Raw genomic sequence first — 23,134 nt, 5'->3', positions numbered from 1 at the left:
GATATACGCGAGAGAGTGATCGCGAGTCCTTCCCGGGCCTCGCCCACGGACGAACCCCACGGGGGTCGCCACCCCGGGCGGATCACCGGATCCGAACACCACCCGATGAAACAGAGCAACCCACCCGGAACCGCACCACGGCGGGAAACCGCAGGACAACACCCCACCCCGGGGCACAAACCATCCGGCCCCGGCACGCACAAAGACCGACCACGAAACCCCCTCGATCCGCGTCAATCAACATGCGAACCTGCAGGCCACCACACCCGACACCACCCACAAAACCCGAGCGGCGACAGGTCCGCTTCGCGGCCCACCGCCACATTCGGCGAGCGAACCGCCGCCGGCTCGCGGGCACCGAACCGGCTCCCACGGCTACCACAAGCGCGCCCCGGCAACCCACCAGGACTCCTCGACAAGCGCTCTGGACGCCCTCCTACGGCCCTCGCACCCCGATCCGCCACACCCCGCCACCCAGGCCCGGACAACGCCACACAGCACCATCGACAGGCCCGGCCGGATCGACAAATCCGACCCGAAAGTCGTGAGGAAAACCGGAGAGGAAAACTCGACAGGAAACCGGGGCGCACCCCAGGAACCGCCGCGCCCACAGCGCCGATTCGGCTCAACCACACCAAGACCCGCGACCGGGCATTCCAGGCCTCACCCGCCCGGGCCGCCGTCGGAAAAGACGCGGGCAGGAATGACACGAACGACCACCGGGCACGGCTCCGGCACACGAACACACAGCCCACCACAGGGAATGCACGAATCGCGCGGCACGGCCTTGTCGAACCCCGCGACACCGAGAAAACGCACCCGCGCCGCCACCGCCCGCTCACTGTGCCGAGGCACGCTGGTCGTCACCAAGATCGCCGGGGGCGCGGGTGCACACCACAGGGCTTCCGGTGCGGCTCGGGCATTCGGTGGGGTTGTGCGACCGGCGACCGGCCTGCTTTATCCCGCATCGGTGACAGGAAGCGGGCCGATCCGGTGCAACCATCTTGCCTCGATAACGCGAAGCGGTAGGCCGACAACCGTCGTTGGCGACACCCGGCATGCCTCGGCGCACCGTCGCTGCTCGTCGTAGCGCGACCTCACCGCCACCGACAGGCCGGCTCGCGTCAATAAAGGAGGGTGATTCCCGGTCGGTCCGCGCCTTCATCGAGTCGGTCGGGGTCGGTTGGCTGTACGGCATGAAAACGCATACTTCGGCCGAACCACCTGCCGGGGCCTCGCGGCACGTGGACCCCGATCGCGTCGACGCACGGTTCGTCGACGCGTTCGGTGAACTACGGCAGATGTCCTGGAGCCAAGCCGCGCAGGACGTGGCACTGGAGCAACACGGTCCGATCCGGCGATTCCCCGTGCGGCACGGGCGACGAGTGGCGCCGGGATGGTGGTGGTCGGCGACGACCGGACACCTGGTGCACTACGGATTCGGCGCCATGCGAACACAGTTGATGCTGCTGGACCGGGACCAGACGGTCGTGGGATTGGCATGCAGCCCGGTCGAGCTGACATGGGCGGCAGGGCCCGGCAGGGCTCTCACGCACACGCCGCATCTGATGGCCCGGTTCAAGGACGGCAGCGCGGCGCTGATCGACTGCTCCGGATCCGGTCACGTCTCCGGCCGGCTCGCACGCGTGGCCCGACCGATGACGGCCGCGGCGCGGGCGGTGGGTTGGCGCTATCGGATCGTCGGGGCACCCGACACGGTGGTGGTCGCCAACGTGCGCTGGCTGGCGGGGTATCGACACCCTCGTCACGCGAGCGGAGTGCCCGCAGACGAGGTGAGGGCGTGCTTCGCCCGGCCGCGTCCGCTGGTCGAGGGGGCTCGCGCGCTGGGAGATCCGATCGCGATGTGGCCGGTGGTCTTCCACGCGTTGTGGCACGGGGCGTTGAGCGTGCCGTTGGATCAGCCTTTGCACGAGCGGGTTCTCGTTGTGGCGACGGCCTCGCAAGGGAAGCGGCGATGACGGCGGGGGCCGTGGTCGAGGTGGGCGCGCGGATCCGGTTCGAGGGACGGGTCTGGATGGTGGCCGGGCTCGAGGGGGCTCGGGCGCGCCTGGTGACCGAGGAGGGCGCGGTCGCGGTGATGCTGTTGCCGCACCTGTTCGCCGATCCGGGCTTCGAGGTGGTGGGCGGCCCGGCGCGCGGGCGGGTGCCGCCGCTCGGGTTGTTGGAGACGCTGTCCGAGCAGGTGCGGGCGCGGGCCTTGCTGTGGGAGCGGGATGTGAGAGAGGTGGAGACCGGTTCCCCCGAGTCGGACGGTGTCGTGCGGCCCGGATACGACCCGGCACTGCACACTCTGGCCGAGCGGGAGGCGACGAAGGCGGCGGAGCTGACCGCGGCGGGGCGGCCCACGAGTGTGGCCACGGTGCGCCGCATGCGGGCTCGCTACCGGGAGCAGGGAGTGTGGGGGCTGGTGGACCGGCGCGGCACCCGGACCAAGTCCCCTTTGGGTCGGGCGGATCCGCGCGTGGTGGACGCCGTGCTGACAGCGTTGGAGACGCAGCGGGATCGCTCCACGGGCACCTTGACACGGCTGCGCAGGCAGGTGGGCTGGATCCTCGAGGAGACCTACGGCCCGGACGCGGTCGCCCTCCCGCCGGTGGCGACGTTCAACCGTCTCGCGCACGCCCTGGCCGACGGCCAAGGACTCCTCGGCAGCGCGGCGCAGCGGCGCCGTCACGCGTCGCGCCCGACGCCGCCTTTCACGCCGACGGTCGCGTTGCGGCCCGGTGAGTTGGTGATGGTGGACAGCACGCTGCTGGACGTGATGGTGGTCCTGGACGACGGGGTGGTGGCTCGGCCGGAGTTGACGATCGCGGTGGACGTGGCGACCCGCTGTGTCTGTGCGGCGGTGCTGCGGCCGGCGGGTACCAAGGCGGTGGACGCGGCGGTGCTGTTGGCGCAGATGGTGGCGCCGCTGCGGATGCGGCCCGGGTGGGCCGACGCGTTGGCGATGTCTCGCTCGGTGATTCCCCACGAACGGCTGGTCGCCATCGACGAGCGCTTGGAGGATGCCGCGGCGCGGCCGGTGATCATGCCCGAGACGGTGGTCGTCGATCAGGGCAGGGTGTTCTTGTCCGCGTCGTTCCTGGCCGCATGCGAGAGCCTGGGTGTGTCGGTACAGCCGGTGCCGCCGGCGAACGGACCGGCCAAGGGGCACGTCGAGCGCACCTTCGGCTCGATCAACACGTTGTTCTGCCAACACGTGGCCGGCTACACCGGTTCCGGCGTCGCCGAGCGCGGCCTCGATGTGGAGGACGAGGCGTGCTGGACGTTGGAGCAGTTGCGGGAGTTGTTCGAGGAATGGCTCGTCGTCGGGTGGCAGCACCGCCGGCACTCCGCGCTGCGACACCCGATGATGCCGGGGTTGGCCTTGTCGCCGAACGAGATGTGGGCGGCTTTGGTGGGCGTGACGGGGTACGTGCCGGTGCCGCTGAGGGCGGACGACTACGTCGAGCTCCTGCCGGTGAGGTGGCAGGCCATCAACGACTACGGCATCAGGTTCGACCACCGCACCTTCGACGACCGGGCACTGAACGACCACCGGCGACGCCGTTCCGCCCATACCGCGCGGGGCGGAAGGTGGGAGGTCCACCACAACCCCTGGGATCCGACGCGAATCTGGGTACGGCTGCCGGGCGGCTTCGTCGAGGTGCCGTGGATCCACCGCACGTTGGTGACGATGCCGTTCACCGACTTCACCTGGAACCACGTCCGCAGGACCGTCGCGCGAGAGGGCGGGCACGACGAACACGAACGGGAACTGGCCCGGGCGTTGGACGCGCTTCTACGGCGCGCCGGGGCCGGCACGGCGACCCGGCGCGAACGCGGCGTCGTGGCCCGCACCCGCGCCGCGGCCGCCATGGCAGAGGGGCCGACCGCCGTGGGGAGTGGTTTCGATGTACTCGCCTCCCCCGGCGCGTCGTTCGGACTCGTCGGCGTCTTCGCCCCGCCCGGGTCCGACGACGACCGGCCCGTCGAAGGCGACACTGTTCTCCTTTCCGATCCCGAGGACGCAGACGAGGACGAGGACGAGGAAGTCCCGTCTCGAACGCGGCGTTCCGGCGACCGTGGTTCCTCGGTCCTCGACGACACGTACGAGGATGGCGACCTGTGGCTGGAGTGACCTCTTTCGCCGACTTCGCCGACGACGGCGATCCGACCGGCGTGTTCTCGCCCATCAGCACGTGGGAGGGCTGGAAGACCTTCGTGGACACGACGCGCCCGAAGGCCCCGCCGGCCGACGACCCGGCATGGACACTCACGGCTCGCCAGGACTACCACTCCCGGTTCGTCGTGCTCACCACCCCGTCCATGAAGAACGTCTCGGTGGCGCTGCGCAGGATGCTCCTGCTCAATCGCGGGCAACAGGGAACCGCGCGGCGAGGCCTGATCGTCTCCGGGCCACCCACCACAGGCAAGACGACCACCTTGATGGAACTGGGTCGCGTCTTCGAACACACCGACCGGCGCAGGCATCCCGGCCTTCGGGACCGCCTGCCGGTGGCGTATGTGTGCGTCCCCCCGTCGGCCACGCCCAAGATGCTGGTCGGCGAGTTCGCCCGCTTCCTCGGCGCACCGGTGTCCACTCGCATGAACCAGGCGCAGATCACGGACGCGGTCGCGCACGTGTTGGTGGAACGCGCCACGCAGCTGGTCTTCGTCGACGACGTGCATCTGCTCGACACCCGTACCCGGTCGGGCGCGGAGACGTCGGACCAGATGAAGCATCTCGGCGAGCGGATCCCGGCGACGTTCGTCTACGCCGGTGTCGACGTCGACGGCTCCGCGTTGTTGAGCGGGGCTCGCGGCCGGCAGATCGCGGGGCGTTTCAAACTGTTGCGCCACGCTGCCCTGCCGTATGGGACGCGCGTGCACAAGGACACCTGGGTGGACCTGGTCGGCGACATGGAGGGTGCGTTGCGTCTGCGTCGACATCGGGGGGCACTCTGGAGCGACACGCGGAGTACCTGCACCGGCGCACGGGCGGGGCGATGGGAAGCCTGTCCCATCTGATCCGCGAAGCGGCGCTGACATCGATCGAGGACGGCACCGAGAGGATCACCAAGGCCTTGTTGGACGGTGTCGAGTTGGACGTGCGCGCGGAACACCGGTCGCGGCCGGCACGCGGAACGGGTGGCGGAAGCGGGAAGGGCTTTTGACGCCCGTTCGGTGCCGTCCCCCGCCTCCCTGGCCCCCGGTCCGCTCGGGCCGCGTTGAGCGGTTCGGGCCCGTCACGGAAAGTCGTTCACGCGATGCGTTCTCTCGTCCGGCCCCCGCGCGGCTTGGCGCGGGTGGCGCCACTGCCCCGTGAGACCACGGCCTCGTTCGTCGCCCGCCTGGCGGCGCGCAACCACGTGAGCGAGGCCGTCCTGTTCGACCACGTCGGGATACCGCGGCCGGAGGTGACCGACACGAGGTCCAAGGGCGCCAACGTGTTGTACGAGGTGGAGGAGTTGTACTTCAACGCGCCGGCCCGGAGTGCGATCGCGTGGGTGGCGGGCGTGCCGGAGGAACACCTGCGGCGGGCGTTGCCCCAGTGGGAGCCGGGTCTGGCGTCCCGTGGTGCGACCGGGCGGCCCCGTGCCCGGTATCGGTTGTCGGGGCTGCCGTCGGTGGGGGGCTGCCCGGGGTGTGTGGCTCGGCGTACGGGTCGTGTGGGGCTGGTGCGTCAGTACCTCGGGGTTCATCAACTGGTCTGTGTGGAACACCGGTTGTGGCTGTTGCATCGTCACCCTCTCGAGGGTGAGGACGTCCCGGTCCTGCGTGTCGATTTGTCCCGGGTGCCCGAGGTCCTCGCGGCTCGTCGTGGGCATGCGCGTCTTCTGCGGGGCGACGACGGTCACGGCGTTCACGCGTTCCGCCGTGCGGTGTCGGTGACCCAGGGGTGGCGTCGTGATCGTGTGGGCGAGGAACGCATCTGGCCCGCTCGTGCCGAGCGGATCGGGCGGGGGAAAGACGCGGAGTTATGGTATGTCCTGGCTCGGGAGGCTTTGGTGTATCCCGAGGCGGTGTTGTTGGCGGGGGTCCTCAACGAGGTGCGGTGGGGGTGGCGACGCGGGGTTTTCCACGCCCCGTACGCGGAGATCGCCCGGAGGTTGAGGCGTCCCTGGTTGGAGGATCCGGCGTGTTATCCGGGTGATTTCACGCGTTGGATCCGGACGGTGCCCAGGCGTTCGAGGGGATCCGGGCAGCGGCCGGGGTGGGGGTGGGGGTATCGGTTGGAGGGTCGTTACGACCACGTCCCCATCGAGCTGACCCGTCTGGGATACGTCCCGCCCCACGCGTTGGAGACCGGCCGGGGACGGGCCACCCGCCGAAAGCGGCCGTGACGTGGGTCGCGAGTCCTTCCCGGACCTCGCCCACTGACGCCCCCCCGGGGGGAGGGCGCCACCCCGGGCAGATCACCGGATCCGAACACCACCCGATGAAACAGAGCAACCCATCCGGAACCGCGACCCATCCCGGCGGGAAACCGCAGGACGACACGACACCCGGGTACAGGCCGGCCGGCCCCGGGCGCGCACAAAGGACCGACCACGAAACCCCGCGATCCGCGTCAATCAACATGCGAACCCGCAGGCCACCACACCCGACACCACCCACAAAACCCGAGCGGCGACACCCGCACCCCACTGGTGGTGACCGCCATGCTGGTCGTGCTCGTCGGCGCCACCATCGCCGCCGCGCTCGCACTGGACGCCGACGGCGCGGAGCACGCCGGCATCTGGGCTGCGATGCTGGTCGCCGCCGTCATCGGCTTCGGCGGACCGGACATCCTGAGCGTTCTGCGCCGGTGGGCACGGGCATGACGGCGCCGCGGTTCGACGAACTGATCCACCCCAGCACCCGGTTGACGCTGGTGGCGACGCTGGCCGCCGCCGACTGGGCGGAGTTCGCCTACCTCAAAGACCAACTGGGGCTCTCCGAATCGGCGCTGTCCAAACAACTCGCCACCCTCGAAGAGGCCGGGTACGTAACCACCGAGCGCCGCCTCAGCAGCGGTCGCCGCAAGGTGCGGGCCCGCCTGACCGATGCCGGCCGGAACGCCTTCGACGGGCATGTCGCGGCGCTGCAGGCCATCGTCGCCGGCGCCACAAGGCCCACCGAGAGCCCCGCCACCCCCTCCTGACGCGTGCACGGCCGCGTAGCCGGCGCACCACGCACCCGGCGCACGCCCCGTCGAACGGCTCCGGGCGTACGCGTACCCGAGTCCGGCGGCCGTGCACAGACGGAAACGACAAACATCCGACAGTGGCCCGCGGTGTGGGGTATATGCCGTGGGATCGTGCCCGTCACGGGGGAACCGGCCTTGATCGCTGCAAGAGGGACCGGGCCACGCACTATGGACACGCCATCGAAACGCCGGCAGGAAACGCCAATCGGTGCCGGCGATCAAACGACGATCCATGTCAGTGGCAAACACCCACCCCACAGCGAGAACACCCGAGACGGGCACTGACACACGCCGCGTCACGCCACCACTGACACACCACCGTCGCAGACCAGCGGTGGAGGAACTCGCGGTTCTCCGCGAGGAGTACGCCGGCGGCTCGGGGGTCGCGTGTCGGGGTGCCGATGCCGCTTTCTTCGCCCTCGGCCGACGTCGGTATCGGGGTTGCTCAGTTGCGGTTGTGGCGAAGGCCCAGTCCGTAGAGGTTCAAGAAGCAGTCGCTTTTGTTCAGCCATGCCGTGTGGCGCAGATGATCCACCTGTACGCCTTGCGCACGCGAGGTCTCCACCAGTGTTCGGGCCGCGCGCTCGGCGTCCGGGTATTTCGGGTGTGGGAAATCGATGTGGAGCCAACCGGTGTCGGGGCCGGACTGCCAGCCCAGTTCCGCGATCGTACGCGGGTCCAGCGCCCCGATGCTCGCCTCCAGGTGCAGCATGTCGGCGTTGCAGATCAACTGCACCACTTGTGGATGCGCGACCGCTTCCGGGTCCGTGTTCTCGTCCGGCCGCATCACCAGGACCAGTTCGTCGTCCAGTCGGCCCAGGTCCGCCACCATCGCCGCCAGCGTCTGTTCCAGCCCTTGTCCGAACTCCTCCCAGGTCCGGGCCACATGGGTGCCCGGTGTATACGCTGGATGGCCGTTCGCATATGCCTGCCACACGCCCAGCTCGCCGACGCAGTCGTCGCGTTCGCTCCATTTGGCGAGTTGGTACTCGTGGTTCTCGGCCACCGCCGTCGGCAGCAGCCTCAACCGCACGGATCCGTCCCTCCAAGTCTCCTCCCACTCGACCTCCAGCAGGGTCGACTCGAGGCTCCAGCGCAACACCGGGCCGGGTCCGCGTCGGATCGGTGCCGGCCCCAGGGAAGCCTCGACCGCTTTCCTGGTCGTCTCGAACACCGCTCCCAGCACGGCCTCGTCCTCGGACTGCGCCAATTCGCACTCCAGCAGGGTGAAGCTGCCCGCGCGCGGTGATCCGTGGACGTGCCCCGCGAAGGCTTGGGTCCATCCGCCCGGCAACGGCCCGTCGAATATCAGGTGCGTGCCCTCGTCTGCCGAGCGAAGCGTCCATCCCAGGCCTGCGGTCGCGCGCTCCACCGCGTCCCGATCCCACTCGCCCGGGTCCACACGCTGGAACCGGGGGACCAGGTGATTGATCTCGGCATCCGTCAGTCTGATGGTCATGGCCGAAGAGGCTACCGACGACCACGGACACCTCGGGGGGCCATCCCGAGCCCACTCCCCGCACCGCGTCCGGCCGAGCGGAGGGTTCCGATGCGGAGTCGGTCGAATTCGACACAGCAGTGCGCCTGGTCCGTGGGTGCGGGCAGGCCTTCGTCGGCCCGGATTCGCGCAGGGTTCAGTACATCGCGGCCAGAAGTTCGCCGTTCTCGACGTCGTCGCGGGGCAGTGTCGCGCCGAATTCGGTATGCATCATGCGGTGGACGCGGCATTGGTGTTCGCCGATGTCGTTGTCGGGTTCGTGTCCGTCGGGAAGCAGCCACCGCCCCCGTTGCCGAGTCGATCGCCGAGCGGCAGGCGTCCTTGTCGGGAGCGGAGGTTGGGCTCGGCCCGTTCCGGCACAGGGGAGCGCAAGCGTCAGGTCGGTACCGGACAAAGGCTCAGCGGGGCTGAGCTTGTGCTTTATGGTCTGGCCTGATTGCGTTCGATGATGGTCTCCGGGCGTTCGACGGTTTTGCCCACGTCGTAGCGGGTGGCGGGTCGCTGGTTCTTCGAGCCGAGTGGCGGGCCCGGGCCCGGCCGGGTCGGTTTCGGCACTTGGGCCGGACAGGGCAAGGTCGGGCGGAGGTTCCTGAACCCCCGGCGGACTCGGGCCGGGGTGAGCCTGTTCGGTGCGGCCGGTCGTTCCCAGGGTCGGCGAACGTCCTCGGTGAGTGGGCGGGCGAGGCGAAGCTGGGTGTGGGCGGTGATGATCAGCCACGTCCAGCGGTCGGCGGCTTCCGGGGCGCGGAGCTTCGGCCGGGTCCAGCCGAGCGTCTGCTTGATCATCCGGAACGTGTGCCTGGTAGTCGCACAGCCGCACCTGGTAGTACTTCACGGCGGCGTCTGCGGGCGCAGATGGCACGCCGACGAGTAACGCGGCACTCAAACCATGATTCCTCGATTCTCGGGACCGGTCTGCGCCGGGAACTGCTCCCGGCCCACAACCGGGTCGACCTGCGGTGGCAGACGTTCCTTCGACGCTTCGACCTGGAGCACTTCACCTGGGATGGTCTCCACGGGTTGTGCGCACGTGCCTGCGGTAGGCGCCAGGGCTCGACGCGCAAAGCAGCGTCGCCACGTGCGTCCGAAAGGACGTTCACCACGGTGGTCGCTGACGGCCACAGCGTCAACCCATTTCGATCCCGCGGGAGACCACGTACATGTGGCTGAACAGGGTGTTGCAGGCGTCCAGTTGGCCGTGTCCGGCCCGGAGTGCCTCGGTGTGCCAGGACATGCTGTACGCCGATGATGGTTGCGAGTTCGGAGTACGGCCCGTGACCGGCGACATGCAGTATCAGGGCGGCCGGGTGTCTTCCACGTGTCGGGATGGCGGCCACACCGAGCATCTGCTCCCATGCCACGCTGTATCCCTCTGTGGGGCGGGCGTTGGTGTCGTGCCATGCCTGGAAGCGCTCGTCGGCGTTGCCGATCGAGCCGATCACCCGCTTGGCGAAGTCGGCAAACAGGGTCGAGTCTGCTTCGGCCGCCTCACAGTCCAGGGCCGTCTGGGCGCGGCCCACTGCAGGTGTGGTGACGTGTTCGACCTCCGCATCCAGGACGACGTCCCGAGCGAGATCGGCCTCCACGTGTGCGGTGTCCGCGTGCCGGCCGGCCAGCTCGGCCAGTTGCCGCGCGGTGCGCGCGTTCGCCGCGTCCGGCCCTGGTGTGCGGGCGCGGACGGCGGCGTCGCGGGCGCTTTCGGCCGCCCGGGCGGCGGTGTCGAGGCGCGCGGACGGTGGCCTTGGCTGCCGCTGCCCAGCGCAGGATGGGGCCGAGGCTGTAGACCTCGGCGGCTCGTCGTGCCGGCGCCGGATCGGTGGGATTCGGCACGTCGGGCCACCGCAAGGCCCCATGCTGGTGCGATGTCGAACACAGAGAGCGTCACGTCACGGGTGGAACAGGGCGGAATACTGTCGGAGTTGCGAGTTGCCATCGTGTCCTACGGGTGGCCGACGATCACCAAGCGGCTGGCCGACGCGATCCGAGGGCTGGCCGGTGTGGCGTCCCTCGACGTGGTCGTCGGTAGGACACCGCAGGAGATGCACGCCGGTTGGACGCTCGACGTCGATGTCCTGATCGTCCTCGCGCACACCGACCCGGCCGAGAACGGCAGCGTCTTCGTCGGAGCCGGCGAATCGTGGGACGGGTGGGTGCATCTGGACACCCTGAAGGGTCGGATCCGGGCCCGGACGATCCTGGTCGACGCCTGTTGGGGGGCGCGTGCCGACGTGCGCGCGGCCATCGCCCGGTGCGTGACAGGCCCGGCGACCGTGCTCGGGTACACCGGGAAGCTGCCCGCCCGGGAGGGGGTCGTGATCCCGAGACTGATGCCCGCGTTGGCCGCGGCGGGCCCGGACCGGGCGGGTGCACGACTGCACGCGGACCTTCCCGGGGTCCTCGCTGTCACCGGGCAACCCGCCGCGGCGGACGGCGAGGGGTGGGCGGTGTACGAGGTGCCGGGGCCCGAACGCGTGGGCGCTGCAATCCGCAGGTCCGAGGTCGGTGGTGAAGTGGACCTCCTGTCGGACTTGCCGTCGGAAGACCGGAAACCGGACCCGAAAGTCGTCAGGAAAACCCGATAGGAGATCGCCCGTCGGGTCTCTCCGCAACCGCCGGCCCTCGATCCATTCCGATCGGAGGCCGATCGTCAGAAGGGGCTGGGCGTGGCCCGAACGACGGTGACGCGCAGAACGGACTTGGAGACCTCGTAACGGATGACCACGTCGGCGACGGTGGCGTCGCGACAGTCTCGTAGCCCGCACGGGCGGGCGCGGATCCGTGCCCGTACGGATCACGGGCGAGCACGCTCATGCCACGCTCGAACGCACGCATTCGATCGGGCCCCAGCCGCCTGAGCTCGACCTCCGCGGCCGGCGCGTACGCCACCGCGTAACTCACGGCGTGAACGGCGTGCCGTCGAGGTTGCGCAGCCCGGAGAAGTCCCCCGCGCGCACCCGCTCCAGAACCGCACGATCCTCCGCGCGCTCCTCCGGCGTCAACGCCCACTCCAACACGATCTTCGCGTACAACTGATCGAACGGAGTGTTCGCGAGCTGCTCCTCGAACTCGGCCCGCTCCTGCGGACCCAGCCGCTCACGAATCTCCGCGATCGTCCCCGTCCCCGGCCTGCCGTCCACCGCCATCACGCCTCCCGAGTCCGTCGGTCCTCCCAAGTCTGCCCGTTCCACACGCTCCGTGTCCGGCCCTCAACCCGAATCCGAGAGTCCGAGGCACGGCACGCCGCCGCACATCGCGTCCGTCACGACCCCGGTCCTCGTCGGGAAGGGCCTGGGAAGCGCGGGGTGGGTAGGGCGACGGCGCCATCGACGCTCACGAGGGCAGGTCGTCGGCGCCTATTGCCGCCCCGGGGTAGGCGTCGGCCAACGAGCGACCCCGCAGGGCGTGGGTGAATCCGGCCCCGGCGTGGTCGACCCGGCTCAGCCTGGGCACCGAGGCGATCGCCGCGGCCGAGTTCGAGGGGGCGAGGACCGCGTGCAGGGTTTCGGGGAAGGGGCGTCGCCCAACTCAGCCGAAGGCGGCTTGGCGGGCCTGCTCGGCCTGGGTGAGCAGCAGGGTCAGGGCTGCGGACGCGCCTCCGAGTCCGGTCAGCCGGTTCTGGATGCCGTCGAAGAGCGCGCGTACGCGCCCGAGCTCGGGGTTGTCCTGGTCCACGAGTTCGATGAGGATCTCGGCGTCGCGGACGATGTCCGTTTCCTCCTGGGGGGTGCCCTGCAACGTCGGGGCGATCTGGCGGACGAGTTCGGCCCAGTCCCGTACGGCGGAGGCGTCGAATCCGTGATGGTTGTTCTGGGTGAAGTCGCTTTGGTTGCCGACGACGCTGTTCGGGGAGTTGTGCACGTTCCACGTGTTGCCGGTCTGGGGGGCGGGGGTGTTCACGGAGCCTCCGGAGAGTACGCAGTCGATGCCGCGTTGAGTGATCTGTGCCGCGACCGCGGCGGGGTCGTCGGTGAGGCGGACGAATCCGTGGCGCACGAGGCGCTCGAGCGCGCCGGTGATCTCGTCCGCCGTGAGCGGGTCCCCGGCGAATCGGCAGTCGCGGGAGTCCGCGAACGTGGTGACGGCGACCGCCTCGCCGCCGGGGCCGGTGTCGTACATCCATCGCAGAAGGGCGTCGCACGCGTGGGCGAATCGAGCGGCGCGGTCCGAACGGAGCCGGGCCAGACGTCGGGCCGCCAGTTCTCCCGCGTCCGTGAGGATGACGGTCCTGCTTCCGCCTCCGAAGGTCCGCAGCACCTTCGCCAAGCCCTGTTCCTCGAGGCGTAGTCCGAGGATGTCCGCCTCGCCGGGCGGAAGATCCCCTTCCTCGTCGGTGAAATGGGAGAGGTTTTGGTACTGCCCGGGATGTGATGCCGTGCGCTGGGCAAGCCATGTCACCAGGCGGGACATGACGGGGTCCTGTTCGAGGGATTCGCCCGACATCCGGCCCGACTCGATCGACTCGACGCGCACAGGTACCGACACGGGGTGCTTGCGCGCGGCACGCTCGAAGCCCTTGGCGATCTCGCGCACGGCCTTGTCGATCGCGCGTTGATTGATCTTGAAGCTGCTGCCCAAGGGAACTCCCCAGCCGATAACGATGATCCATGCTAATCCGCCCGGACGACACGAAGATGTCGTGAGCATCCGGGCGCGCCGGCCCCGAGAGGGCCGGCGGCCCACGAGCAGGTGGTCCTTCTCCGTCACCACGACCGTGGCGGTGCTGACGGCTGCGGTCGTGGGGCGACACCACCTGCGGGTGCCGGACGCGCGGGCGGGTGTTCGGCGCGCGGTTCAGTCGTCGGCGAAGTACGACTGCGCGATGCGGCGGATGCGTGCGAGGCGTTTGGAGACGGCGCTGTGGTTGGCGTAGCCGAGGATGTCCGCGATCTCGGTCCTGCTGGTCACGCCGCTGTTGAGCAGTACCACGATCCGGCGATCGCGGACGTCGAGCAGGGCGAGGAAGTCGTTGGTGACGAGGTTTCCGAGCACCTCGCTCTCGAGTTCGCCGCCGAGGCGCTCTCCGACATCCGGGACGTGGTGCGCTATTGCGAGCCGGACGTCGGCCACGACGCACGGCGAATGACGATGTACCGGGCCACCGACGCGGCGGACACCATGAACTGGGCCGCCCTCTTGATCGCCGCATGGTGCCAGGAGGAAGGAGCCTGCGCGTCGACGCTCGAGCGGTACCTGCAGACCGAGCAACAACGCGATCGCCGATCGGGTCCCCAGGAGAAGGATCGGGCCCAGCTGGCAGCCCTGTTCGCCCCATCCCAGGACACGGTCGACGACCCTCGGCTGCGGGCGTTGCGCGTGCTGGCGATGGCGGACGATACGCAGAACCTGTTCGTCCGGGCGTGCCTGTACGGCCTGCACGCCAGGCTCTGCGATGACGTCGGCGCCCTCGACGACTATCTGCCGCCGGATGTGGCGGCCATGGCACGCAAGGTGGCCGACGCCCTTCAGGAGCCCCAACCCGCCGCCGTGTGAGATCGCGGCCACGCGAGGCGCCGCGCCGGCCTCGTGCCGTCGGAGTGGTCGGCCCGGTGCGGCCGCGGGTCGACATCCATCCGTCCCTGAGGCTTCGCCGCCGACGGCGAGCCGCGTCGGTGAGCGGACCGGCCGGATCACCGGCGGCCGGTCACGGCCTCGCGTCCCCGGAACTGCCTTCCAGTCGCCGACGCGCCAGGCGAGGGTGTGGTGCTCGGTCAGCGGTTCGGGCGTGTCGGCGAGGCCGAGGGTTGCGATCGCGGCGGCGAGCAGCGGGTTCATGGCTCCATCCTGGCGTGCGAGGGTGGGGTGTCGGTGTCGTTTCGCCCGGCGCGGCCGTGGAGCAGCAGGTCGGCGATCGCCTGCGCGATCGGCTGGTCGGCGAGAACCTGGACGAACCCGAACTCGCCGTTGGGGTTGGTCTCCAGGTACGACCAGCCCGCTGCGGTGACGACGAAGTCCAGTGCGGCGTAGACGAGTCCCAGGTCGCGCACGTGCGCCACGCACGCGCGGGCGATGGCGGCGGGCACGGTCAGCGGTGCGTAGTGGCAGCATCTGCGGGGGGACGTGCGCCAGTCGAGGGCCCGGTCGTCGGTGGTGATCCGGGCGCCGAACACGGCGTCGTCGACCACGGTCACCCGGGCGTCGAACGTGCGGTCCTCGACGAGGGCTTGGAGGTAGTGGACGGTGCCGGCGACGCGGTCCAGGTCGTCGGCGAGTCTCACGCGGGTGGTCGGCACCAGGGGGATGTCGCGCTGGGTCAGCGCTTTGAGCACGGTGCGGTCGTGGTGGTCGCGGATGAACGCGCGGGCGGCGGCGGGGACGCTGGTGAACCGGGTGTCGGGCACGGCGAGGCCCCTGTGGTGGGCGGACGCGAGCTGGGCGGGTTTGAGCGCGGCCGATGCTGCGGCGAGCGGGTCGTTGCACCACACCTTCAGGGCACTCGCCTTCAGGAGTCCGAGCAGCGCTTTGGTGTTCTCGTGGGCGCGCCACCGATCGACGCCGGCGTCGATCGTGTCGGGGCGGGTGGGTTTGCGCCACTACACCGCGCACGTGCGGTCCAGCGGCGCGACACGGTCGCCGTGGCGCACGGTGCCGTGCCAGCGGCCGGCGTGGAAATCCCCTTCGATCTCGAGGTCGTCGCGCAGCCGTCCCGGGTCCAGGCGCACGACGGTGGCGCGGCCGCCGAGTCGGTCCGCCACCAGGTCGGCGGTGAGATCGTGCTCGGCGGCCACGACCACGACCGAGGGCCGGTCAGTCATCCGTCTTGATGCCCCTTCGGCTCCTGGGTGCCGGTGTAGTCGGCGACCAGCGCCGGGTCGGCGGCGTGGATCAGCAGCGTCCCGCCGGCGGTCACGTTCGCGGCGAGGTCGGGGTCGAAGTGGTGCTCGGGCAGTGGCCGTACCGCGTCGACGGGGGCGGTGAGCGCGCGGTCGAGGATCAGCGATCGAGTCATGTGAGGTTTCTCCTTGTCCGTGCCGGTCGGGCCTGCCGGGCCGATGCCGCGGCGCCCCGGACCCACGGTCCACCCGCGCGCGGCGGGGCGGGGAGGTCAAACCGGTGGACACTTCGCGGACATCGCGCGGACATTCGCCCGTTCGACTGCGAAGGCGGTGACGGGCGGTCGGGTGCGGTCCTACCGTGGAGGTCGGGTTCGCCGCAGCCTCAGGGGAGCGCCCATGGGCAGCACCACCGCGACCACACCGGTCACCGAAGGGGTCGCGAACACGCGCTTGCGTCGCGTGGCCGTTGCGCGCGGTGGTCCTCGGCCCGGGAGTTCGCCGCCGGTCTGGACGCGGAGGCCCGACGCCTGGACCTGGACGTCGTGTTCGACGAACGCACCGTGCGGCGCTGGTTGTCCGGGCACAGCCGGTGGCCGCAGCGCGCGCACCGCCTGGCGCTGGAGCACATCTTCGGACTCCCCGGCACCGAACTCGGTTTCGTCTCGCCCATATGCGCCGACACGACGGCGAACATCGGGCCCGCGACGGAGCCCGTGAGGGACTTCGGCGGGCGGGACGGCGCGGATATCGTGGGGGTGTCGCTGGCGGCGGGAGGCTCGGACGTGGAACGGCGGGAATTCCTGACCGCGACGGGCGCCGTCCTGGGTCTGCTGTCCCTGTCGGACGCGCCCACCGCGTCCGCGGCGCCGCTCGCGCACACCGGCACGGTCCGCGTCGGCGCGGGCGACGTCGCCCGCGTTCGCGCCATGACCACGGCATTGGGCGACGCCGCGGCCGGGCTCGGCGGCGGTGTCGCGCGCACCGCGGCCGCGCGCTATCTCGGCGAGGAGGCGTCACCGCTGCTGGACGGCACCTACACCAACGCCACCGGCCGCGAGCTCCACTCCGCCGTCGGGGAACTCGCGCACCTGATCGCGTGGATGGCCCAGGACGAGGGCTCCCCCGGCCTCGCGCAACGGTACTTCGCGTACGCCCACCGACTCGGTGACCTCGGCGGAGATCGGGAACTTGCGTCGACCGCGCTACGCGGGATGGCGGTGCAGGCGATCGACGCCGGCCACCGCGCCACCGCAGTGCGACTGGCCGAGGGGCGTGCGGCACCCGCAAGGGCTCGCCGACCCGCGCGCGCACGCCTACTACGAGGCAACTCTGGCGCAGGCCGCAGCCCTCGACCAGGACCGCGCCACCGCCACCCGATGCCTGCTCGCCTCGCAGACCCATATCGAACGCGCTCCCGTCCACACCACGGGAACATCGTGGGCCGGGCACTACAGCATCGGCCGGTGGGCCCACGAGAGCGGGATGGTCCTCGCCCGCCTCGGCGAACTCGACGAAGCACGCGCCCACCTGCAGCACGCCCTCGACATCCATGGCCTCGACCGCAGGCGCAGCCGAGCGATCGTCCTGACCGACCTCGGCGAGATCCACCTGCGCGGCGGCGACCCCGACACCGCGATCGCCACCTGGAACGAGTTCGTCACCTGCGCCGCCGGCGTGCGCTCCCTCAAGGTCGACATCGCCGGCCAGGACATGCGCGCCCGCCTGCACCGCCTGCGCACCGACGGCGTCACCGCCGCCGACGACCTCGAACACCGTGCCCATCTTGCCTGGGCACCGGACACCGCCTAACCCCCGGACGGGCGTCCGACGGGCGCGTGTCCGGGAGATCGGCATGGTGACTCGTTCGAGCGGGCGCGTTCGTCTCGTTCGGGTGAACCGCCCGCGCCGAGGGACGGTTGCAGGCACTCGCGGGGTTCACATGTTCGCCTCGCGGCGAGTCGTGCCGGCTGTTCCCACGACGGAGACAACCCGGGAGCCGGCCGCTCGTGCGGCTGGCGCAGACGACGGCAACCGCTTGGAGCAGGGCGATGCGTCGGCCGCTCGGGCCGCGGAAGTGCCGTATGTCCGTTGCCTGATCGCCGCCCTGACCACAGCGGTCGGTGCCTGCGCGTCGGCGGCGCAGGCGCTGTACCAGCCGGTCGCCAACGCCCCGCCCGGGCAGGAGGCGATCGTGGTGGACCCCCTGCCGGTCGTCTACCTCGGCCACACCGCCGCCCCGCTTCTGGAGGCGGCGCGGGCCGAGGACGAGGCCCGGTGGCCGGCCGCCGTCGCCCGGGAGCGGGAGCAGGCCCGGCGGACGATCGCCGCGAGGGTGACGCCGGCGCGGGCACAGGAGATCGTGGAGGAGCCCGGAGCGTCCCGGCCCGTTCCGCTGCCGACCGCGGAACAGAGCGCGGTCATCGACCTGGCGGGCGGCCGGTGACGAGGTCGCCGAACTGTGGCGCGGCGACCCGGCGCAGGCTGTTGCCCTGGTGCGCGAGCTGGCGGCCTGCGGGGAGTTCACCGCGGCCGAGGTCCTGGACGCGGCGGTCGACGCGGCCATCGGCGCCGGACTGCTCGCGCTGAACAATGCGGGCACGGCGTCCGATCCGAGCCTGATGGCCGAGCAGTGCCTGGGAGCCGTCCCGTACTTGGCGCTCGCGGTGGCCCTGGCGCCCGCAGACCTGGATTGACCCGACCGGTACTCCACGGTGCTGCCCGACGACGTGATCCGAGCCAACGTGTGGCGGATGTGAGATCCGAAGGAGATTCGGGGTGGTGCTCGGGGGAGATGCGGGCGGGCGAGCCGTTCGGGCGGGCGCCTGGATCTCGTTCGGGTGAACCGCCTGCGCCGGGGGCCGGCTCGGTGGGATGGTGCGGGGGTGCCCTTCGTGGGGTCCACACGAACGAGGTGTTGTTCGCGACGGTCACCACGATGTCGCCGAAGGATCGGCGCGGCGCGGCGAACACCGCGATCGACACGTTAGCCGGGTTCCTGGGCATGGGCATGGCCGGCCCGCACTGACCACCGACCCGGCCCGCCGGCCACGGAGCGCGGCCGGGCGGCGTGGAATTGTGGGTACTTGCCGGGCAGGACTCGGCCGCCGACGATGTGGAGACGGGCCGCGATGGGGTGGCCGTCGCAGACGCCGTACTCGGTGGTGTCGTCGTCGGCCCGGACGGTATGTCTGGCCGTCTCCGCCCACGGGTCTTCCGAACCGAACTGAACATCCGTCCCAGCTCCTGAAAAGCCACAGGTCACAGGACAGACAAAGTCCGACCAGACAGCAAAACCCAGACCACACAGCCAAGATCCAAAATCCCGGATCCTGCAAACCCACCGGTCAACACACGATCAACCGACAAAAACCTTCAAAACAGCCGGGACAGAGCCCCCATCGGGAGGGGAGATCCGGACGGGCGTCGCGACGACGACGTGACCCACGTCACGGGAACTCGGCGGCCGCTGCGGACAACTTGGCATGTGAACTATTCGATGCACACCGCGATCCGCACCGGCGATCCCGTCGCGTTTCGCGAGCTGTTCCAGGCGCACCACGGGGTCGTCTACGCGCACGCCTATCGCGTCACGGGGGACTGGGCGGCGTCGGAGGACGTGGTCTCGCTGACGTTCCTGGAGGCCTGGCGACTGCGTGAACGGTTGCGCGACGAGGGTGAGACACCGCTGCCCTGGTTGATGGGCATCGCGGTCAACGTCTTGCGCAATCGCCATCGGGCGGCGCGCCGACATCGCCACGCGATGGCCCGCTCGCCCGGGCGCACCGTCGTCCCCGACATCGCCGACGCCGTGGTCACCCGGATCGACGAGAGCGAGCGGCTGACCGCCGCGCGCGCCGCGCTGGGCCGGTTGCGCCGGGGCGATCGCGAGATCTTCACGCTGTGCGTGTGTTCGGGGCTGACCTACGCCGAGGTCGCGCAGGCGCTCGACCTGCCGGTGGGCACGGTGCGCTCGCGACTCTCCCGCGCCAGAGCCCGGTTGCGCGGGCTGGCCGAGGAGGAACTGCGCGACCTGCGCGGCTCCTCCGTTCCGCACGGCGCGACCGTCGCGCCGCCCGCCACCATCCGCACGATCCTTCGGGAGCCGGCCCCATGACACACCGACCCCCCGCCCCCGCCACGCGTGCCTCCGGGACCGACACGCCCGTGGAGGCCGACTGCGCCCACCCGCACGACGACGCGACCGAACACGCCTTGGCCCGGGCCGTCTTCCCGGCTCCCGAGCGCCGTCGACTGCTCGAAGAGCACCTGATGCGCGAGATCACCGGTGATATCGCCCGCACCACCCGCGTGGCCCGCCCCCGTCGGCTGCCGCGTTTCGCCGCTCCGATCGGCGCGGTCGGCGCGGTGCTCGCGCTCATGGCCGGGATGACACTGTTCGGTACGCCCGACACCGGCCTGTCCCGATCGCCGCGCACGACCGTGAGAACCCTCGACGTGTCCGGCGGTCCGCCGATCCCCAACCAGGGGCAAGTCCTGTACACCGAGCAGGAGTCGTCCTCGTGGTCCGCCAGGGACGGCGTGCCGATGATGATCGCGCCGCACTCGCGCAAGGAGTGGGCCTCCCGGGACGGCCGCCGCCTATTCATCGACGAACGCGCGGCCGGCCCGTACGGGCTGCTGATCAACGATCCGCCGAAACGGTGGAACTACCTGGAACTCTCCACCCTGCCCGCGACCCCGCAGGCGCTGTCGACGGCGATCCGCGAACGGCTCGTCCGGGAACCCGGCGGCGATACCACCAATCTCGACCAGGACGTCTTCGACGACATGGGACGCATCCTCCAGCAGGGCGTGCTGCCGGCGGGAGTGTCCGGCGCGCTGTACGAGGCGTTGGCACGCGTACCGGGCGTGGTGCGGACCGAGCAGGCCGCGGACGGGCGCGGCCGACGCGGCGTCGGCCTGGCGCGTACCGATCCGCGGAGCGGCCTGCGCCGGGAACTGATCCTCGACCCGGACACCGGGGCCCTCCTCGGCGTGCGCGACGTGGTGACCCTACCGGGAAAGGATCACCCGGTCGGGACGATTCTGTCGCAAAACACCATGCTCAAAAGCGGCATGGTCGACTCCATGCCCGACGGCCCGCCGTTCGGATTCGACGGTTCGCACCCGTTCCCGACCACACCGACGCCCGGGTCGTGACCGACACCACGCACACGCGGCCGGCGCGCGACCACCCCGACGGCCATCCACTCTCGGAACCGAAACACAAGGACGACATGACCGGCACCACCGCGCCCGCACTCGCGCCCGACGCACTCCCCGATTCCGCCGCACCGACGGAATCGACACCGGCCCCAGGCCCGGCCGGCCGGCGCCGCATCCTCGATCGTGTCGCCATCGCCGTTCCCGTGCTGGTGCTGGCCGTCATGGGTTGGCATCGCCGGTGGATCACCGACGACGGGTTGATCTACGTGCGCGCGGCCCGGCAGATCCTGGCCGGCAACGGCCCCGTGTACAGCCCCGGCGAGCGGGTGGAGACGTCCACGGGCACCCTGTGGCAGTGGCTGCTGGCCCTGCTCGACGCGCTGACGCCCGGCGATCCGGCGCGCACTGCCGTCTACGCCGGGCTGGTGGTGTCGGTGGCCGGGTTGTGGCTCGCCCTGGCCGGCACCCGCCGACTGTTGCGCGCCGAGACCGACAGGGTGCTCGTGCCGGCCGGCGCGCTCGTCCTGGTCGCGCTGCCCCCGGTCTGGGACTTCGCCACGTCGGGCTTGGAAACCGGGCTGCTCGTCGGCTGGATCGGCCTGTCGTGGTGGTTGCTTGTCAGGGACTCGTCGCCCGGGTCGATCCGGCGACTGCCGTGCGTGGCGGGGGTGTTCGGGCTCGGCTTCCTGATCCGCCCGGAGCTGGCGGCGACCTCGATCGTGTTCCTGATCGCCCTGGTCCTGGTGTCCCGGCCGGGCCGGCGTGCGGTCGTGGGGATGTGTGCGGCTGCCGGCGCACTCCCGTTGGGGTACCAGGTCTTCCGCATGGGCTACTACGGACTGCCCTATCCGATGCCCGCGGTCACCAAGAGCGCGACCCGGCAACTGTGGGGACGAGGCTGGGACTACCTCGTCGACTTCGACCGTCCGTACCACCTGTGGATGCCCGCCCTGTCGATCCTGGCCGCGGTGGTGCTGCTCCTGCTGCGGCGCCGGCCGCGCCAACGGCGCACCGTCGTCCTCGGTACCGCGCCGGTGGTGGCCGCGCTCGCCCAGGCGCTCTACGTACTGCGCGTCGGCGGCGACTTCATGCACGGGCGCATGTGGTTGCCGGTGCTGCTGCTGATTCTGCTGCCGGCACTGCTCGTGCCCATCGATCGACGGGTGGTGGCCCTGCTCGTACTCGTCTCGGTCTGGGCGGTGTGGTGCGGTGTCTCGCTGCGGTCGGGGCTCACCACCACCGACGGGCCGCGCCCGGGGGTGTATCAGACCTGGAACGAGCGCATGGTCTACGTGAATTGGACCAAGACCACCAATCCGACCACGTCATACGCGCACAGCGAGACCCTTCCGGGGTTGCACGCGGAACTGTTCCGCCTCGACGCGCAGGGTCGGCGGGTCCTGGTACTGGACGGCAACTATCTCACCATCCCCGGCGGCCCGCCGCTGCTGCCGCTGCGCTCGGACGTGCGCGCCACCGAGGCTCTGGTGATGGGCCGGCTCGGCGTCGGCGGTGCGGTCACCCCGTTGCGCGGGATCGTGGTCGACGTATGGGGTCTGGCCAACACCGTCGGCGCGCACATCGAACGCACCGAGCACGTCGCCGCCGGACACGAGAAGCTGCTCCCCCTGGCCTGGAACATCGCCCTGTACGTCGATCCCGCCGCGTGGTCGCTGGTCCCGCCGAACATGGCGGCCCAGGAGGACATTCACGCCGCCCGGGCGGCGCTGGACTGCGGCGACCTCAAGGAGTTGCTGCACTCGACCACGGACACGATGACCCCGGGCCGCTTCCTGCGCAATCTCACCGGCTCCTTCGACCGCGCCGCGCTGACCATCCCGCCCGACCCCAGGGCGGCGGAACGCAAATTCTGCCGCCACTGACACCCCGACCTTCGGACGGAGTTCCCGCGCCGGCGAACCCGCCGGCGCCCAGGAAGCAGGCTCCAAGGCCCGTGATCGACGGTGTCTCCTCGCGGTCGCTCTCCGAGATCACTCGCCTCGAACGCACCCGGAACTACCTGCAACCAGGGGATGAACCCGACCCATCACCCCCCAAGCCGAGATGCCGCAGCAGGCGGTACCCCCGATCACGACCGGATCGGCTTGCGCCCTCCCCCACACACCACAACCCCGATCGGGTCGGGCAACCGCCCGATTACATCTCCCCCGAACATACGATCACCCCACCGCGATCTCGGTCGATCCGGCGGACTCGACCGGGGACGGGGCGGTCGCCGCGCGGCCCATTCCGCGAAGGTCCGCCCGTTCCGTCTTCGTTTTGCCCTCGACCGGTTCGACAGCGGCCCTGTCGGATGCATGGAGTAGACGAGGCGGTCCTGCGCATCGCTTGCCGGGTCGGGCGCGGTCGGGCGCGCAGCGGGTAAGCTGCTTGTGGCAATACGCCATCCACATCACGAAGTTCGTCAGCGCCGGGTCGGTCGGTGGAGTGTGCTGTCGGGCTCGCTCGGCATGCGAGTTCGACGCGACTCCGCCTCGGCGGTGC

The 23,134-nt window shown here is 70.6% G+C and carries 21 protein-coding genes and 1 pseudogene; 14 read left to right on the top strand and 8 right to left on the bottom strand.

Annotated elements, in window-relative coordinates:
* The first annotated feature begins 1,196 nt into the window (after positions 1–1,196).
* The 6 genes from ACZOOI_RS29915 to ACZOOI_RS29890 all read left to right on the top strand — a co-directional run bounded on the left by ACZOOI_RS29915 (position 1,197) and on the right by ACZOOI_RS29890 (position 7,147).
* Positions 1,197–1,979: a TnsA-like heteromeric transposase endonuclease subunit gene (locus ACZOOI_RS29915; RefSeq protein ID WP_465278753.1), complete on the top strand. Its 783-nt coding sequence runs from the start codon at positions 1,197–1,199 to the stop codon at positions 1,977–1,979.
* Positions 1,976–4,141, top strand: coding sequence for a transposase (locus ACZOOI_RS29910; protein ID WP_465278752.1), 2,166 nt, complete (start codon positions 1,976–1,978; stop codon positions 4,139–4,141). Before ACZOOI_RS29915 ends, ACZOOI_RS29910 begins: the two co-directional genes overlap by 4 nt.
* Positions 4,129–5,031 carry a TniB family NTP-binding protein gene (locus ACZOOI_RS29905; RefSeq protein ID WP_465278751.1) on the top strand — a complete coding sequence of 301 codons (903 nt, stop codon included), beginning with the start codon at positions 4,129–4,131 and terminating at the stop codon, positions 5,029–5,031. The genes ACZOOI_RS29910 and ACZOOI_RS29905 overlap by 13 nt, the downstream gene beginning before the upstream one ends.
* Positions 5,032–5,270: 239 nt before the next feature.
* Complete coding sequence (locus ACZOOI_RS29900) at positions 5,271–6,347, top strand: TniQ family protein (RefSeq protein ID WP_465278750.1); 1,077 nt, start codon at positions 5,271–5,273, stop codon at positions 6,345–6,347.
* Positions 6,348–6,656: 309 nt separating this feature from the next.
* Positions 6,657–6,827, top strand: a complete 171-nt coding sequence (locus ACZOOI_RS29895) for a hypothetical protein (RefSeq protein ID WP_465278749.1) — start codon at positions 6,657–6,659, stop codon at positions 6,825–6,827.
* Positions 6,824–7,147: a winged helix-turn-helix domain-containing protein gene (locus ACZOOI_RS29890; protein WP_465278748.1), complete on the top strand. Its 324-nt coding sequence runs from the start codon at positions 6,824–6,826 to the stop codon at positions 7,145–7,147. Before ACZOOI_RS29895 ends, ACZOOI_RS29890 begins: the two co-directional genes overlap by 4 nt.
* A 490-nt stretch (positions 7,148–7,637) precedes the next feature.
* Here the strand turns inward: ACZOOI_RS29890 and ACZOOI_RS29885 are convergent, their stop codons facing one another.
* A complete protein-coding gene (locus ACZOOI_RS29885; protein WP_465278747.1) occupies positions 7,638–8,651 on the bottom strand; it encodes a TY-Chap domain-containing protein in 1,014 nt (337 codons plus the stop codon).
* A gap of 459 nt (positions 8,652–9,110) precedes the next feature.
* Positions 9,111–9,488 (bottom strand): annotated as a pseudogene (locus ACZOOI_RS29880) (NF041680 family putative transposase); the annotation flags it as partial.
* A 476-nt stretch (positions 9,489–9,964) separates the two neighbouring features.
* On the opposite strand from ACZOOI_RS29880, the gene ACZOOI_RS29875 reads away from it, so the two are divergent.
* Positions 9,965–11,272 carry a hypothetical protein gene (locus ACZOOI_RS29875; RefSeq protein WP_465278746.1) on the top strand — a complete coding sequence of 436 codons (1,308 nt, stop codon included), beginning with the start codon at positions 9,965–9,967 and terminating at the stop codon, positions 11,270–11,272.
* 312 nt (positions 11,273–11,584) lie between these two features.
* Here ACZOOI_RS29875 and ACZOOI_RS29870 read toward each other — a convergent pair whose 3' ends face one another.
* The 3 genes from ACZOOI_RS29870 to ACZOOI_RS29860 all read right to left on the bottom strand — a co-directional run bounded on the left by ACZOOI_RS29870 (position 11,585) and on the right by ACZOOI_RS29860 (position 13,757).
* On the bottom strand, positions 11,585–11,863 hold the full coding sequence (locus ACZOOI_RS29870) for a hypothetical protein (RefSeq protein ID WP_465278745.1): 279 nt from the start codon (positions 11,861–11,863) through the stop codon (positions 11,585–11,587).
* A 352-nt stretch (positions 11,864–12,215) separates the two neighbouring features.
* Entirely contained in the window at positions 12,216–13,265 is a 1,050-nt protein-coding gene (locus ACZOOI_RS29865; RefSeq protein WP_465278744.1) for a hypothetical protein, read from the bottom strand.
* 216 nt (positions 13,266–13,481) lie between these two features.
* Entirely contained in the window at positions 13,482–13,757 is a 276-nt protein-coding gene (locus ACZOOI_RS29860) for a hypothetical protein (RefSeq protein WP_465278743.1), read from the bottom strand.
* 12 nt (positions 13,758–13,769) lie between these two features.
* On the opposite strand from ACZOOI_RS29860, the gene ACZOOI_RS29855 reads away from it, so the two are divergent.
* Positions 13,770–14,180, top strand: coding sequence for a hypothetical protein (locus tag ACZOOI_RS29855; RefSeq protein ID WP_465278742.1), 411 nt, complete (start codon positions 13,770–13,772; stop codon positions 14,178–14,180).
* Between the two features lie 278 nt (positions 14,181–14,458).
* Here ACZOOI_RS29855 and ACZOOI_RS29850 read toward each other — a convergent pair whose 3' ends face one another.
* From ACZOOI_RS29850 to ACZOOI_RS29840, 3 genes are all read right to left on the bottom strand, one after another.
* Positions 14,459–15,028, bottom strand: a complete 570-nt coding sequence (locus ACZOOI_RS29850) for an ATP-grasp domain-containing protein (protein ID WP_465278741.1) — start codon at positions 15,026–15,028, stop codon at positions 14,459–14,461.
* A gap of 192 nt (positions 15,029–15,220) precedes the next feature.
* A complete protein-coding gene (locus ACZOOI_RS29845; protein ID WP_465278740.1) occupies positions 15,221–15,442 on the bottom strand; it encodes a hypothetical protein in 222 nt (73 codons plus the stop codon).
* Entirely contained in the window at positions 15,439–15,636 is a 198-nt protein-coding gene (locus ACZOOI_RS29840; protein WP_465278739.1) for a hypothetical protein, read from the bottom strand. The genes ACZOOI_RS29845 and ACZOOI_RS29840 overlap by 4 nt, the downstream gene beginning before the upstream one ends.
* Before the next feature lie 1,099 nt (positions 15,637–16,735).
* Here ACZOOI_RS29840 and ACZOOI_RS29835 point away from each other — a divergent pair.
* The 6 genes from ACZOOI_RS29835 to ACZOOI_RS29810 all read left to right on the top strand — a co-directional run bounded on the left by ACZOOI_RS29835 (position 16,736) and on the right by ACZOOI_RS29810 (position 22,512).
* Positions 16,736–17,272 carry a tetratricopeptide repeat protein gene (locus tag ACZOOI_RS29835; RefSeq protein ID WP_465278738.1) on the top strand — a complete coding sequence of 179 codons (537 nt, stop codon included), beginning with the start codon at positions 16,736–16,738 and terminating at the stop codon, positions 17,270–17,272.
* A 226-nt stretch (positions 17,273–17,498) separates the two neighbouring features.
* Complete coding sequence (locus tag ACZOOI_RS29830) at positions 17,499–17,906, top strand: hypothetical protein (RefSeq protein ID WP_465278737.1); 408 nt, start codon at positions 17,499–17,501, stop codon at positions 17,904–17,906.
* Positions 17,907–17,955: 49 nt separating this feature from the next.
* The gene (locus ACZOOI_RS29825; protein WP_465278736.1) at positions 17,956–18,156 is read left to right on the top strand and encodes a hypothetical protein; all 201 of its coding nucleotides are present in this window, start codon (positions 17,956–17,958) and stop codon (positions 18,154–18,156) included.
* Between the two features lie 791 nt (positions 18,157–18,947).
* The gene (locus ACZOOI_RS29820) at positions 18,948–19,577 is read left to right on the top strand and encodes an RNA polymerase sigma factor (protein ID WP_465278735.1); all 630 of its coding nucleotides are present in this window, start codon (positions 18,948–18,950) and stop codon (positions 19,575–19,577) included.
* The gene (locus ACZOOI_RS29815; protein ID WP_465278734.1) at positions 19,574–20,623 is read left to right on the top strand and encodes a CU044_5270 family protein; all 1,050 of its coding nucleotides are present in this window, start codon (positions 19,574–19,576) and stop codon (positions 20,621–20,623) included. Before ACZOOI_RS29820 ends, ACZOOI_RS29815 begins: the two co-directional genes overlap by 4 nt.
* Positions 20,624–20,700: 77 nt before the next feature.
* Positions 20,701–22,512 (top strand): arabinofuranosyltransferase AftB family protein, encoded by a 1,812-nt coding sequence (locus ACZOOI_RS29810; protein ID WP_465278733.1) that lies wholly within the window; start codon positions 20,701–20,703, stop codon positions 22,510–22,512.
* Positions 22,513–23,134: the final 622 nt, after the last annotated feature.

This window comes from Embleya sp. L77 (genome assembly GCF_055557415.1).
Note: the sequence above shows the minus strand (reverse complement) of the source record. Positions and strands in the feature narration are given on the sequence as shown.